Below are 13429 nucleotides of genomic sequence, written 5' to 3'. Positions count from 1 at the left end.
GCGTTGCCTCCTTATCCGCGTTCATCCGCGCCCATGCGGCGTTCCAGCCAACGTACCCCTGCGCTGATGATCAGAACCAGGATCAGGTATTCAAATATCAGCAAGGTATAGATTTCCAGCGGGCGGTATTCCGTCACCACCAGCTCATTCGCGCGGCGGGTCAGTTCCTGCATGCCGATGACGCTGGCAAAGGCGCTCATCTTGACGATGTAGATGAACTGGTTGGCCAAGGGCGGCAGGATGCGCCGGATCGCTTGCGGCAGGATCACGTAGCGCATGGTTTGCACGTAGTTCAGCCCGATGGTCCGCGCCGCCTCGCGCTGGCCGCGCGCGATGGATTGGATGCCTGCGCGGTAGATCTCGGCCGTGAAGGCACTGTCGGAAATCGCCAGGGTGATGATCGCGCCCCAGAATGGGTCAATCGGGATGTTCAGGCCCATCGACTGGAACACGATCGGCAGTCCGTAGAACACCCAGAACAGCATAGGCAACAGCGGAATGGCGCGAATGAACTCGACATAGACCCTGTTTAGCAGCCGCCAACCGCGTTTCTCGGACAGTCCGGGCAAGGCAACCAACAGGCCGATCACAATCGATAGCGCCGCCGCGATCAGAGAGATCAGGATCGTCGCGCCCATGCCTGAGATCAGGAATTTCACATTGGTCCAACCTGAATCAGTCCGCGGGTCGATGACATACCAGCCCCATGTCTGGGATGAGGAACAGCCTGCCAGCAGCAGAAGCGGTATGAGGAGAAGTGCTTTTTTCATCATACCCACTCAGTGCTGCAAAATCTGGCTGAGGAACTTGCGGCACCGCTCCGAGGTCGGATTGGTGAAGAAATGCTCCGGCTTGCCCTGCTCCACGATCTCGCCCTCATCCATGAAGATCATCTTGTCAGCGACCTTGCGGGCAAACCCCATCTCATGAGTGACAACGACCATGGTCATGCCTTCATGCGCCAGCTCAACCATCACGTCCAGCACCTCGGCGATCATTTCGGGATCGAGGGCTGAAGTTGGCTCATCAAACAAAAGAACTTTCGGCTCCATGCAAAGGGATCGGGCAATGGCGACGCGTTGTTGCTGACCGCCGGACAGTTGGATGGGGCGTTTGTCGGCCTGATCGGGGATGTGAACACGCTCAAGATAATGGCGCGCGCGCTCTTCGGCCTGCGCTCGGCTCAGGCCCCTCGCCTTGATGGGGCCAAGTGTCAAGTTGTCTAGAACGCTCAGATGCGGGAACAGGTTGAACTGCTGAAACACCATGCCGACCTCGGACCGGATCGTGGCTGCAGATTTGGCGTCATCCTTCAGTTCGACCCCGTCAATTCGGATGGTGCCTTTCTGATGTTTCTCCAACTGGTTGATACAGCGCACGACCGTGGACTTACCCGAGCCGGACGGCCCGCAGATCACAACCTTTTCACCACTATTGACCGTAAGGTTGATATTCTTGAGGACATGGAACGTATCGAACCACTTGTTCACATCGACAAGCTCGATGGCGGGGTCTGGCATTGGTCGATCTGTCCCTAGTTTGCGCGGGTGGATTGATTTATTGGGCCTGCGCCCCCTATCCCGCTTAAAACAACGAACTATATATGGCAGCAAGTCCCAGCTGCCACCAACAGGAGAATTAAATGAACACAATCTGGAGAGCAGCCGCAGCCGCTGCGCTTGGTCTGGTCTTGTCAGGTGCAGCCCAGGCGCAATCGGCACTGAACGAAATCCTGGATTCCGGTGTGTTGAAGGTCGGCACGACCGGTGATTGGAACCCGATGTCCCTGCGGGATCCGGCCACGAACAGCTACAAAGGCTATGACATCGACATCATGAACGAACTCGCCGCCGATTTGGGGGTTGAGGTCGAATACGTTCCGACCGATTGGAAAACACTGGTGAACGGCGTTGTGGCGAAGAAATACCACCTGACCGGCTCGGCCTCGATCTCGCCGCCGCGGATGAAGGTTGCCGGATTCTCGGACAGCTATATCTCGGTTGAGCTGTTCCCCTACACGACCAAGGACAAGGCCGACAGATTCGACGGCTATGAGTCGATCAACAAGCCGGGTGTGACGGTCGCGACAACGCTGGGCACCACCTTTGAGAAGCGCGTGCGCGAATGGTTCCCGAATGCCGAAATCAAAGTGGTCGAGGCCCCCGCGCGTGGTTTTCAAGAGGTGATCGCCGGACGGGCCGATGTTTTCATCACATCGAATATCGAAGGCTCGACCCTGGAAGAGAAGTTCCCGATCGAGCGTGTGAAGAACGCCGGTCCACGCTCGCCCTCGCCGATTGCGATGATACTGCCGCAGGACGATCAGGTCTGGATCAACTACGTGAACAACTGGATTGAGGTGAAGAAAGCCCTGGGCTTCTTTGAGGAAAACCAAAAGAAATGGGGTCTGTGATCCTACCAACGCCCGGCCTAACAGCCGGGCGTTTTGTTGCCCTCCCCACGAGTAAACAGGTCAGTCAATAAACTCGGGTCACCAGCGCGTGACATTCCATGTCAGGCAATTGCAACTTGTTAGAACACCGGTCACCTTGAGTCTCGGAAGGAGACATACCATGACCCGGACTGCATATCTCGACTACCTCAAACCCGCCCTGTTGTTCACTCTGATTGCATTGGCCGCCACCTTGCGCGCCATTCCGGCCCCGGCTGCAGGGACCGAAACCCTGACGGTTGCCGGCGGATGTTTCTGGTGTGTTGAATCCGATTTCGAATCCGTACCAGGCGTCATAGGCGCTGTGTCCGGGTTCACGGGCGGCTCTGTCTCGAACCCAACATATGATCAGGTGACCAAAGGGGGCACGGGCCATTACGAGGCTGTTCAGATCACGTTTGATCCCGCGCGCGTCTCACGTGAAACGCTGCTGAACATGTTCTTCCGCTCGGTCGATCCCACAGATGCGGGCGGTCAGTTCTGCGACCGCGGAGAGAGCTACCGCACAGCAATTTTCGTCTCTAACGCAGGGGAAAAAGCGCTTGCGCAACAGGCAAAGACCAACGCGCAACGGGCGCTTGGCCAAACGGTCGTCACCCCGATCCTGCAGGCGGGCGCGTTTTATCCGGCCGAGGCATACCATCAGGACTACTACAAAGGCGACAAGCTGGTCTTCACCCGCTTTGGCCCCAAACGCCAGAAGAACGCCTATAAGGCCTACCGCAATGCCTGCGGTCGGGATGCTCGGGTGAAGCAGCTTTGGGGAAACGACGCGCCCTTTGCCGGATCTTAACCCAACTGCGCGTCCCGGACTTCCCTCAGATCCGGAATGACATCCGCAGTGCCGTGCCGCGTGACCATCAGGGCCGCGGCGCGGTTTGCTTGTAGAATGGCCTGCTCCATCGGCATGCCACGATCCATCCCAGCCAGAACATAGCCGGTGAACGTGTCCCCCGCGCCTGTCGTATCCACTGCCTGCACCTTATGCGCGGCGAAATCTACAGGATCACAACCCTGCTGCAGATATCGCGCGCCTTTCGACCCAAGCGTAACGATCACATGGCGCACCGGCAGTTCCGCTGCATCCAACCCGGTTTCCTGCCGCAATTGCTCGGCCTCGACTTCGTTGAGGATCAGAAAGTCCAGATAGGGCAGAACCTCTTGCACCGATTGCGCCTGAAACGGCGCGGCGGCGTAGCAAACGGTCAGGCCAAGCTCATGCCCCAGACGGGCCGCTTCGACCTGAGAGTTGGTTTCGTTCTGCAAAACCAGAACATCCCCGGTATTGGCCGAGGCCAGCGCCTGCCCGATCTGCGCGCTGTCCAGCGCGTGGTTGGCACCGGGGTAGAGGATGATCAGGTTCTCACCCTGCGCGTCCACAGCAATGATCGCGTGACCGGTCGGCACATCCACCTCGGCAATGAACCGCGTGTCGACGCCATATTCCGTCAGTCGATCCTTGGCCCAGCGCCCATCCGGCCCCACGGCACCGATATGGCTGACCCGGGATCCCGCGCGCGATCCGGCAACGGACATATTGGCCCCTTTGCCACCCAGAAAACGCTCAAGGCCGTCTGCCGCCAAGGTCTCCCCCGCCGCAGGCAGGTGCGGCAGGCCGTAAACCATGTCGGCATTGATCGAGCCTAGGTTCCAGATCGTCATGACTTGCCAATATCACAGGAGGCCAGAATGGCCATGTTCAGGATATCATTGGCCGTCGACACGGTCGAGCAGATCTGAATCGGCTTGTCGACACCAGACAGGATCGGGCCGATCACGGTTGCTCCGCCCATTTCTTGCATCAGTTTGGTCGAGATCGAGGCCGAGTGCCGCGCGGGGACGATCAGAATATTGGCCGGGCCGGTCAGGCGCTGGAACGGATATCCGGCCTGCTGATCCACGTTTAGGGCAACATCGACGGTCATCTCGCCTTCGTATTCGAAGTCTACACCGCGCTGGTCCAGTACCGCTGGCGCACGGTGCATCTTTTCGGCCCGCTCTGAAACCGGGTAGCCGAAGGTCGAGAAGCTGACAAAGGCCACGCGAGGTTCAAGCCCCATATGGCGGGCCACGTCGGCCGAACGTTCAGCGATATTGGCCAAGTCGTTTTCATCTGGCCATTCATGCACCAGAGTATCACCGATCAGAACAATGCGCCCCTTGTGTAGCAACGCCGTCACGCCCGCCGCACCATGAGCAGCATCAGCGTCGAAGACATGGTTGATCCGGTCCAACACGTGGGCCGATTTGCGCGTCGCCCCTGTCACGAGGCCGTCGCCATGCCCATGTGCGAGCATCAGGGACGAGAACACATGCCGGTCCCGGGCCGCCAGACGGTGGATATCCTTGGGGTCAAAACCTTTGCGTTGCAAACGGTTGTAGAGGAAATTCGAATAAGTCTCGAGATGGGAGGTGTTGGCGGCGTTCACCACCTCAAGCTCGCGCACGGCGTCGCCCAGACCAGCCTCTTCCAGCTTGGTTTTCACATCATCTGGACGGCCCACAACCAGCGCCTTGCCAAAGCCCGAGCGTTGATAGGTCACGGCAGCGCGCAACACGCGCGGATCGTCACCCTCCGCAAATATCATGCGGCTTTGCGCCTGACGCGCACGGGCGTTCAGGCCGCGCAGGATGCTCGCGGTCGGGTCCATGCGGGACTTGAGGCTCAGTTCATAAGCCTCCATGTCGATGATCGGACGGCGAGCCGCTCCGGTATCCATCCCGGCCTTTGCGACCGCCGGAGGGATACGGTGGATCAGGCGTGGGTCAAATGGCGTCGGGATGATGTAGTCGCGGCCAAAGGTCAGCGATTTGCCATAGGCCATGGCGACCTCATCCGGCACATCCTCACGCGCCAGACGGGCCAGAGCATGGGCACAAGCGATCTTCATCTCGTCATTGATGGCGCGCGCGTGAATATCCAGCGCACCGCGGAACAGGTAGGGGAAGCCCAGAACGTTGTTCACCTGGTTCGGATAGTCGCTGCGGCCTGTGGCAACAATCGCATCAACGCGAACCTCATGCGCCTCTTCCGGCGTGATCTCAGGATCCGGGTTCGCCATCGCGAAAATCACCGGATTATCGGCCATGCTCGCAACCATATCCTGCGTCACGGCACCCTTGACCGAAACGCCCAAGAATACATCCGCACCCTTCATGGCGTCTTCAAGCGACCGCAAATCGGTTGAGATCGCATGGGCCGACTTCCACTGGTTCATACCCTCGGTCCGGCCCTGATAGATCACGCCCTTTGTGTCACAGACGATGCAGTTCTCATGCCGTGCGCCCATCGACTTGAGTAGCTCGATACAGGCAATCCCCGCCGCACCCGCACCGTTCAGAACGATCTTAACGTCCTCAATTTTCTTGCCCGAAATATGCAGCGCGTTCAGCAGACCCGCCGCGCAAATCACCGCCGTGCCGTGCTGGTCGTCATGGAAGACCGGTATATCCATTTCTTCCTTGAGGCGCTGTTCGATGATGAAACATTCTGGCGCTTTGATGTCTTCGAGGTTAATGCCACCAAAGGTCGGCCCCATCAGACGCACCGCGCGGCAGAACTCATCCGGGTCTTCGGTGTCCAACTCGATATCGATCGAATTCACATCGGCGAACCGTTTGAACAGGACGGATTTCCCCTCCATCACCGGCTTCGACCCCAGCGCACCAAGATTGCCAAGACCCAAAACCGCCGTCCCGTTTGAGATCACAGCAACCAGATTACCCTTGTTGGTATAGTCATAGGCGGTCTCGGGCGCTTCGGCGATTGCCTCACATGGAACAGCGACGCCGGGGCTGTAGGCCAGCGAAAGATCGCGCTGCGTGGTCATGGGAACGGTGGCCTGCACCTCCCACTTGCCGGGGGTCGGGTCGAGGTGAAAGGCCAGCGCCTCTTCTTTGGTGATCTTCGCTTTGGGCATCTTAAATGTCGTTTCCATGACTTCGGGGCTGATGCGTCATAGCGCAGCCACGCGCGGGCCTCAACGAGAATGAGTTTTCGGCTTTTACAGAAGATGGGGGATTTGTAAGGTCACGTCCGGAACACGCCAAAAGGGGGCCGCTTTTGTCCACAGTTACGCCGATGATGGCGCAGTATCTCGAGATCAAAGAGGCCCATGCCGACGCCCTGCTGTTCTACCGTATGGGCGATTTCTACGAGATGTTCTTCGAGGATGCCGTCAACGCCGCCGAGGCGCTGGACATCGCCCTGACCAAGCGCGGCAAACACAATGGCGACGATATCCCAATGTGTGGCGTCCCGGTTCATGCAGCAGAGGGCTATTTGCTGACCCTGATCCGCAAAGGCTTCCGCGTGGCCGTCTGCGAACAGATGGAAAGCCCGGCCGAAGCCAAGAAAAGAGGCTCTAAATCAGTGGTAAAGCGCGATGTCGTGCGTCTGGTGACGCCCGGCACGCTGACCGAAGACGCCCTGCTGGAAGCCCGCCGCCACAACTTTTTGGCCGCCTATGCAGAGGTCCGGGATGAGGCCGCACTCGCCTGGGCCGATATCTCGACCGGGGCGTTTCACGTGATGCCTTTGACCTCCGTTCGCCTCAGCCCCGAGCTAGCTCGGCTCGCCCCATCCGAGCTGATCGTCGCCGACGGGATGGAGCAGTCGCTGAACGAAACCGTCCACGACCTTGGGATTTCTCTGACGCCTGTCGGGCGGGCCAGTTTCGACAGTACCGCGGCGGAAAAACGCATCTGCGGGCTGTTTCACGTGGGCGCGCTGGAGGCGTTCGGGTCTTTTGGCCGGGCAGAGATTTCCGCCATGGGCGCCCTGGTCGACTATCTTGAGATCACGCAGAAGGGCAAACTGCCCCTCCTGCAAACACCCCTGAAGGAATCCGAAGACCGTGTGGTGCAGATCGATGCCGCCACTCGCCGCAATCTGGAACTAACCCGATCTCTGTCGGGCGGTCGCGCCGGATCGTTGTTGTCGGTGGTCGACCGCACCGTCACACCCGGCGGGGCACGATTGCTGGAACAGCGCCTCTCAAGCCCGTCTCGCAATCTGGATGTGATCCATTCCCGTCTCGACGCCGTCAGCTTTGCCGCCGAAGACAGCCTGATCGCCTCGGACCTGCGCGAGGCCCTGCGCAAAACCCCCGATCTGGACCGCGCCCTGTCTCGCCTGTCGCTTGAACGTGGCGGGCCTCGCGATCTGGCCGCCATCCGCAACGGCTTAACCCAAGCCGCTGCAATTGCGGGCATTTGCGAAGGGCAGAATCTTCCGGTCCTGCTGGCAACTGCCTTGCAAAACCTTGTTGGCTTCTACGACCTCCTTAACCTGCTGGATGAGGCTTTGGTGGCCGAACCGCCCCTGCTGGCCCGCGACGGAGGTTTCATCGCCCCCAGCTTTGACCCCGAACTGGACGAAGCGCGCACCCTGCGCGACGAAGGACGATCCGTCATCGCCGGGTTTCAGCAGAAATATGCGGAACACACCGGCATCACCTCGCTGAAGATCAAGCACAACAACGTCTTGGGCTATTTCATCGAAACCACGGCCACTCATGCCGAGAAGATGCTGAACCCGCCGTTCTCCGAGACCTATATCCATCGCCAAACCACCGCCAACCAGGTGCGGTTCACGACGGTCGAACTCTCGGAGATCGAAACCCGTATCTTGAATGCTGGAAACTTGGCGCATGAGATTGAAAAGAGGCTCTATAAAAAGCTTTCTGACGAAATTTTGGCGCTCGCCGCCCGCCTCAATCAAGCTGCCCGAGGACTGGCCGAGCTAGATCTGACCACCTCACTGGCCGATCTCGCACGCGGTGAGGCTTGGTGTCGCCCGCAGGTAGATAATTCGCGCGCCTTTGAGGTTCAGGGCGGACGCCACCCGGTGGTCGAACACGCGCTGCGCCAGCAAAGCGGCGATGCCTTCGTCGCAAATGACTGCGATCTCAGTGCCGAAGACGGGGCCGCAATTTGGCTGCTGACCGGTCCCAACATGGCCGGTAAATCAACCTTCCTCCGCCAGAACGCTCTGATCGCCCTACTGGCCCAAATGGGCAGCTACGTCCCTGCGGAACAAGCCCATATCGGCCTTGTCAGCCAGCTTTTCAGCCGTGTCGGAGCATCAGACGATCTCGCCCGAGGCCGCTCGACCTTCATGGTCGAAATGGTCGAAACTGCCGCCATTCTGAACCAAGCCGATGACCGCGCACTGGTCATTCTGGATGAAATCGGCCGCGGAACCGCCACCTATGACGGCCTCTCCATCGCCTGGGCCACGCTGGAGCACCTGCACGCTGCCAACCAATGCCGTGCCTTGTTTGCCACGCACTACCACGAACTCACCGCGCTTGCTGGAAAGCTCAAAGGCGTCGACAACGCCACTGTGGCCGTGAAGGAATGGGAAGGTGAGGTCATCTTCCTGCACGAGGTCCACAAAGGCGCCGCCGACCGGTCCTATGGCGTGCAAGTCGCCCAACTGGCAGGTCTGCCTGCCTCAGTCGTCGAACGTGCCCGCATCGTATTGGATCAACTGGAAAAAACCGAGCGTGAGGGCGGTAAACAAAAATCCCTGATCGACGACCTTCCGCTCTTCTCTGCCGCTCCACCACCACCTCCGCCTGCGCCGAAAGCCTCACCAGTCGCGGACATGCTGAACGACATCCTACCAGACGAGCTGACCCCTCGCGAAGCACTCGACCTGATCTACAAACTGAAAGAGGCGGCCAAATCCTGACCGCCCCTTCTTCTGTTCAAAAATACCTCCGCCGGAGGCTTGGCCTCGCAGAGGCCAATCAGCTCGCAGGTGTCGACGACACACCAACCTGCGCCGGGCGCAGCAAACGGTCGTGCAACATAAACCCTTCTGCAGACACCTGAATGATGTCCCCTGCGCGGGTTCCAGGCACTGGCGCTTCAAACATCGCCTCATGCACATTCGGATCGAACCGATCCCCAACCTCAGGCGTGATCACTTCGATCCCATGCTTTTGGAATACGTCTTTCAACGCTCGCATGGTCAGTTCAACACCTTCCAGCAAACCAGCAGCCACTTCTTTCTGCTCATCGGTCGCTGCTTCAAGCGCGCGCTTCATGTTGTCATAAACCGGCAACATGTCGCGGGCCAGTTTCGAGCCACCATATTGCTCCGCGTCCCGGCGGGCCTTGTCCCCACGCTTGCGCGCGTTTTCCGCGTCAGCCAAAGCGCGCATGAACTTGTCTTTGTAGTCATCCCGCTCGGCGCGCAGTTCATCCAGTTCCAGCGCCTCGTCGCTGATCTCAGCGAACTCTTCGGCCAATTCTTCCGCTTCGGCCGCCATGATGTCGTCCAGAAATTCTTCGTTCTTGGGCTCTGCCATCTCTTACCCTCTAGCTCCGGTCGGATATCAGCTTGCCGACCAGTTGCGCCGTATAATCCACGATCGGTACGATCCGTCCATAATTCAAACGTGTGGGCCCGATGACCCCAACCGCACCAATTATCTTACGATCAGCGTTCATATAAGGAGACACCACCAAAGAGGAACCCGAAAGTGAGAAAAGTTTGTTCTCGGAGCCAATAAAAATGCGCACACCCTCGCCTTCCTCGGTCAATTCAAGGAATTCGGCTATGTCGCGCTTGCGTTCAAGATCATCGAACAGGGTGCGAATGCGGTCCAACTCCTCTGCCTCACCAGAATCCGCCAAAAGATTCGCCCGGCCGCGTACGATCAGACGCGCCGAGTCGCTTCCATCCCCGTCCCAAGCCGCAATCCCGCTTTCCACCATCTCTCGAGCCAGAACGTCTATCTCTTGCCTACGCGCATCAATCTGCGACAGCATCTGACGCCGCACTTCGCTTAGGGTTCGCCCCTCAATCAGTGCATTCAGGAAATTCGCGGCCTCTCGCATCGAACTGGGCGTCTGACCCGGCGGCGGTGTGAATAGCCGGTTTTCAACATGTCCATCCGAGAACACCAGAACCACCAGCGCCCGGTCATGCGCCAATGAGACAAACTCGATATGCTTGATTTCGGCCTCATGTTTTGGCGTCAAAACTAGCGACGCGCCATGTGTCACGTGTGACAAAGCGGAGCCCACTCGATCCAGCATTCCGCCAACATCGCCTGCGTTAGAGCCTAAAGTCTCATCCAGCTTCTGCCGATCGTCGGCGCCCAGATCGCCGACCTCAAGCAAACCGTCCACAAACATCCGCAGCCCCTGCTGCGTCGGAATTCGTCCTGCAGACACGTGAGGGCTGTCCAGCAGACCCAGAAACTCGAGATCCTGCATCACATTGCGCACGGTTGCGGCACTGACTTTTTCGGAAAGGGTCCGCGTCAGGGTGCGGCTTCCCACCGGCTCACCGCTTTCCAGATAGCTTTCGACGATCAGCCGAAACACCTCACGCGACCGGTCGTTCATCTCTGACAGAATTCTGCTGGCTTCGCTCATTCTCGGTCCCCTGCTGGACTGCCATTAAATCGCAGGTAAATGAAAGGTCAATCAGGGTTGCATCGTAATGCCGCAGGACGTTATCCCCAACCCAGCAAACAAAGGAATTCCTATGCGACCCTCAGGACGTGATCTAAACGAAATGCGCGCCGTTTCAATCGAGACGGGCTTCACCAAACATGCCGAAGGGTCTTGCCTAATCAAGATAGGCGATACCCATGTGCTGTGCACCGCCACGATCGAGGATCGCGTGCCGCCCTTCATCAAGGGTTCGGGCCTTGGTTGGGTCACTGCCGAATACGGTATGCTGCCCCGCGCAACCAACACCCGGATGCGGCGTGAGGCGGCCTCGGGTAAGCAAGGCGGTCGTACCGTTGAAATCCAGCGCCTGATCGGCCGCGCCCTGCGTGCCGGCGTCGACCGGGTTGCATTGGGTGAGCGCCAGATCACCGTCGATTGTGATGTCATCCAGGCGGATGGCGGTACCCGCTGCGCCTCGATCACCGGCGGCTGGGTGGCGCTGCGTCTGGCCGTGAATAAGCTGATGAAAGCGGGCGATGTGATCTCGGATCCCTTGTTAGACCCTGTTGCGGCGGTATCTTGCGGAATTTACGCCGGTCAGCCAGTGCTGGACCTCGACTACCCCGAAGACAGCGAGGCGGGCGTGGACGGCAACTTCATCATGACCGGCTCGGGCAAACTGATCGAAGTCCAGATGAGCGCCGAAGGCTCGGTCTTCAGCCGCGCGCAGATGGATCAACTGATGGATCTGGCCGAAAAAGGCGCGGGTGAGCTGGCTGCCGCCCAAAAGGCAGCCACCGCATGACCCGCAAGTTCGACGGCGACAGGCTGTTGGTCGCCACACATAACAAAGGCAAGCTTGAGGAGATGGCGCATCTCCTCAACCCCTTTGGCGTGACCGTGGTTGGCGCGGCAGAAATGAACCTGCCCGAACCGGACGAGACTGAAGATACCTTTGTCGGCAATGCCCGGATCAAAGCGCATGCTGCCGCCAAGGCCACCGGCCTGCCTGCCCTGTCGGACGATTCCGGGATCACCATCGACGCGCTGGACGGTGCGCCGGGCGTCTATACGGCCGATTGGGCCGAAACCGACAATGGCCGCGATTTCATGATGGCCATGACCCGTGCACATGACGAACTGGAGGCCAAGAACGCAGCGCATCCGCGCACCGCGCAATTTCGCTGCACGCTGGTTCTGGCCTGGCCCGACGGTCATGACGAAGTGTTCGAAGGCATCGCACCCGGTCATCTCGTCTGGCCAATCCGAGGTAAGGACGGCTTCGGGTATGACCCTATGTTTGTCCCCGAAGGTCACGACATTACCTTTGCCGAGATGGATCGTTGGGAAAAGAACAAGATCAGCCATCGCGGTCGCGCGGTAGAGATGTTCGTGAAAGGCTGCTTTGGCGGATGATTGGCGCAACGGGGGCTTTGGCCTGTATGTGCATTGGCCCTTTTGCGAGGCCAAGTGCCCCTATTGCGATTTCAACAGCCATGTTTCTAAAAATATTAATCAAAAACAATGGCTTGATGCTTATCTAGCCGAGCTGCGGCGATCAGCCAGTGAAACGCCCGACAGGGTTCTCAATACGATCTTTTTTGGCGGTGGCACCCCGTCATTGATGAACCCCGACACCGTTTCAGCCGTCATTGACGAAGCCCGCAGCCTCTGGCGGCCCGCCAACGACATGGAAATATCGCTCGAGGCCAACCCAGGCTCGGTCGAGGCCGGGCGCTTTGCCGCCTATCGTGACGCTGGCGTCAATCGGATTTCGATGGGTGTGCAAGCGCTGAATGATGAAGACCTCCGCCGCTTGGGTCGCATCCATACGGTCGCCGAAGCACGCGCCGCTTTCGACATCGCCCGTGCCTGTTTCGACCGCGTCAGCTTTGACCTGATCTACGCGCGCCAACATCAAACCCTTGAAGCTTGGCAGGCCGAGTTGACCGAGGCCCTGTCTATGGCTGTCGATCACCTGTCGCTCTATCAACTGACCATCGAAGAAGGCACCGCCTTTGGGGATCGCTATGCGGTCGGTAGATTGCGCGGTTTGCCCGAGGATGATCACGCCGCCGATATGTATCTGGCCACGCAAGAGATCTGCGAGGCACACGGCCTGCCCGCCTATGAAGTCTCCAACCATGCCCGCCCCGGCGCCGAGTCGCAGCACAACCAGATCTATTGGCGCTACGGCGACTATATTGGGATCGGACCTGGCGCGCATGGTCGTCTCACTTTGAACGGACGTAAATTCGCGACGGAAACCCATTTGTCGCCAAATACCTGGCTAAAGGCGGTTTCCAACGGATCCGGAGAAAGTGATCGAACTAAGGTTCTTCCAGTCGAACAGGCAGCTGAATACGTTATGATGTGTATCCGACTCACTGAAGGCCTAGATATGGAAAGGTTTAGCGCTCTCTCCGGACACCCTCTTCCCAATGATAAACTCGTCTCTCTGTCTGACCTTGGAATGATCGAGCTGTCAAACACGCGCCTAAGGGCAACCAAAGACGGGCGTGCCGTTCTGAACGCGGTGATCCGCGAGTTGTTGGAGTAACC

12 protein-coding genes are annotated in these 13429 nt (G+C 58.8%); 6 read left to right on the top strand and 6 right to left on the bottom strand.

Annotated elements, in window-relative coordinates:
* Window positions 1–11 precede the first annotated feature (11 nt).
* Both ACXAH8_RS06815 and ACXAH8_RS06810 read right to left on the bottom strand, forming a co-directional pair.
* Complete coding sequence (locus tag ACXAH8_RS06815) at window positions 12–770, bottom strand: amino acid ABC transporter permease (RefSeq protein ID WP_475217097.1); 759 nt, start codon at window positions 768–770, stop codon at window positions 12–14.
* A gap of 9 nt (window positions 771–779) precedes the next feature.
* The gene (locus ACXAH8_RS06810) at window positions 780–1520 is read right to left on the bottom strand and encodes an amino acid ABC transporter ATP-binding protein (protein WP_170660964.1); all 741 of its coding nucleotides are present in this window, start codon (window positions 1518–1520) and stop codon (window positions 780–782) included.
* 122 nt (window positions 1521–1642) lie between these two features.
* Here ACXAH8_RS06810 and ACXAH8_RS06805 point away from each other — a divergent pair, with 122 nt between their 5' ends.
* Window positions 1643–2413: a transporter substrate-binding domain-containing protein gene (locus ACXAH8_RS06805; RefSeq protein WP_475217095.1), complete on the top strand. Its 771-nt coding sequence runs from the start codon at window positions 1643–1645 to the stop codon at window positions 2411–2413.
* Between the two features lie 160 nt (window positions 2414–2573).
* A complete protein-coding gene (gene msrA, locus ACXAH8_RS06800) occupies window positions 2574–3245 on the top strand; it encodes a peptide-methionine (S)-S-oxide reductase MsrA (protein WP_475217093.1) in 672 nt (223 codons plus the stop codon).
* On the opposite strand, the gene ACXAH8_RS06795 is transcribed toward msrA, so the two are convergent.
* Window positions 3242–4114 carry a ribokinase gene (locus tag ACXAH8_RS06795; protein ID WP_475217091.1) on the bottom strand — a complete coding sequence of 291 codons (873 nt, stop codon included), beginning with the start codon at window positions 4112–4114 and terminating at the stop codon, window positions 3242–3244. The two genes, msrA and ACXAH8_RS06795, sit on opposite strands and share 4 nt — an antisense overlap.
* Window positions 4111–6372: an NADP-dependent malic enzyme gene (locus tag ACXAH8_RS06790; protein WP_170380213.1), complete on the bottom strand. Its 2262-nt coding sequence runs from the start codon at window positions 6370–6372 to the stop codon at window positions 4111–4113. Before ACXAH8_RS06790 ends, ACXAH8_RS06795 begins: the two co-directional genes overlap by 4 nt.
* 161 nt (window positions 6373–6533) lie before the next feature.
* Between ACXAH8_RS06790 and mutS the strand changes: the two genes are divergently transcribed.
* A complete protein-coding gene (mutS, locus tag ACXAH8_RS06785; protein ID WP_475217554.1) occupies window positions 6534–9149 on the top strand; it encodes a DNA mismatch repair protein MutS in 2616 nt (871 codons plus the stop codon).
* A 58-nt stretch (window positions 9150–9207) separates the two neighbouring features.
* Here mutS and ACXAH8_RS06780 read toward each other — a convergent pair whose 3' ends face one another.
* Window positions 9208–9771 carry a nucleotide exchange factor GrpE gene (locus tag ACXAH8_RS06780; RefSeq protein ID WP_170470713.1) on the bottom strand — a complete coding sequence of 188 codons (564 nt, stop codon included), beginning with the start codon at window positions 9769–9771 and terminating at the stop codon, window positions 9208–9210.
* Between the two features lie 10 nt (window positions 9772–9781).
* Window positions 9782–10846 carry a heat-inducible transcriptional repressor HrcA gene (gene hrcA, locus ACXAH8_RS06775; RefSeq protein ID WP_170470711.1) on the bottom strand — a complete coding sequence of 355 codons (1065 nt, stop codon included), beginning with the start codon at window positions 10844–10846 and terminating at the stop codon, window positions 9782–9784.
* Between the two features lie 112 nt (window positions 10847–10958).
* Between hrcA and rph the strand changes: the two genes are divergently transcribed.
* The 3 genes from rph to hemW are packed head-to-tail and all read left to right on the top strand — an operon-like array spanning window position 10959 to window position 13427.
* On the top strand, window positions 10959–11672 hold the full coding sequence (gene rph / locus ACXAH8_RS06770; RefSeq protein ID WP_475217088.1) for a ribonuclease PH: 714 nt from the start codon (window positions 10959–10961) through the stop codon (window positions 11670–11672).
* Entirely contained in the window at window positions 11669–12283 is a 615-nt protein-coding gene (gene rdgB, locus ACXAH8_RS06765) for an RdgB/HAM1 family non-canonical purine NTP pyrophosphatase (protein ID WP_475217086.1), read from the top strand. The genes rph and rdgB overlap by 4 nt, the downstream gene beginning before the upstream one ends.
* On the top strand, window positions 12273–13427 hold the full coding sequence (gene hemW / locus ACXAH8_RS06760) for a radical SAM family heme chaperone HemW (protein WP_475217084.1): 1155 nt from the start codon (window positions 12273–12275) through the stop codon (window positions 13425–13427). Before rdgB ends, hemW begins: the two co-directional genes overlap by 11 nt.
* Window positions 13428–13429 lie beyond the last annotated feature (2 nt).

Source organism: Ruegeria sp. ABV3_008 (assembly GCF_056161185.1).
Note: the sequence above shows the minus strand (reverse complement) of the source record. Positions and strands in the feature narration are given on the sequence as shown.

Excerpts from the sequence above, each read along its gene's own strand:
- ACXAH8_RS06780 (WP_170470713.1), bottom strand. The coding sequence starts at position 9,771 with ATGGCAGAGCCCAAGAACGAAGAATTTCTGGACGACATCATGGCGGCC.
- ACXAH8_RS06790 (WP_170380213.1), bottom strand. The coding sequence starts at position 6,372 with ATGCCCAAAGCGAAGATCACCAAAGAAGAGGCGCTGGCCTTTCACCTC.
- ACXAH8_RS06795 (WP_475217091.1), bottom strand. The coding sequence starts at position 4,114 with ATGACGATCTGGAACCTAGGCTCGATCAATGCCGACATGGTTTACGGC.
- ACXAH8_RS06815 (WP_475217097.1), bottom strand. The coding sequence starts at position 770 with ATGAAAAAAGCACTTCTCCTCATACCGCTTCTGCTGCTGGCAGGCTGT.
- hrcA (WP_170470711.1), bottom strand. The coding sequence starts at position 10,846 with ATGAGCGAAGCCAGCAGAATTCTGTCAGAGATGAACGACCGGTCGCGT.
- rph (WP_475217088.1), top strand. The coding sequence starts at position 10,959 with ATGCGACCCTCAGGACGTGATCTAAACGAAATGCGCGCCGTTTCAATC.
- msrA (WP_475217093.1), top strand. The coding sequence starts at position 2,574 with ATGACCCGGACTGCATATCTCGACTACCTCAAACCCGCCCTGTTGTTC.
- rdgB (WP_475217086.1), top strand. The coding sequence starts at position 11,669 with ATGACCCGCAAGTTCGACGGCGACAGGCTGTTGGTCGCCACACATAAC.
- ACXAH8_RS06810 (WP_170660964.1), bottom strand. The coding sequence starts at position 1,520 with ATGCCAGACCCCGCCATCGAGCTTGTCGATGTGAACAAGTGGTTCGAT.
- mutS (WP_475217554.1), top strand. The coding sequence starts at position 6,534 with ATGATGGCGCAGTATCTCGAGATCAAAGAGGCCCATGCCGACGCCCTG.
- ACXAH8_RS06805 (WP_475217095.1), top strand. The coding sequence starts at position 1,643 with ATGAACACAATCTGGAGAGCAGCCGCAGCCGCTGCGCTTGGTCTGGTC.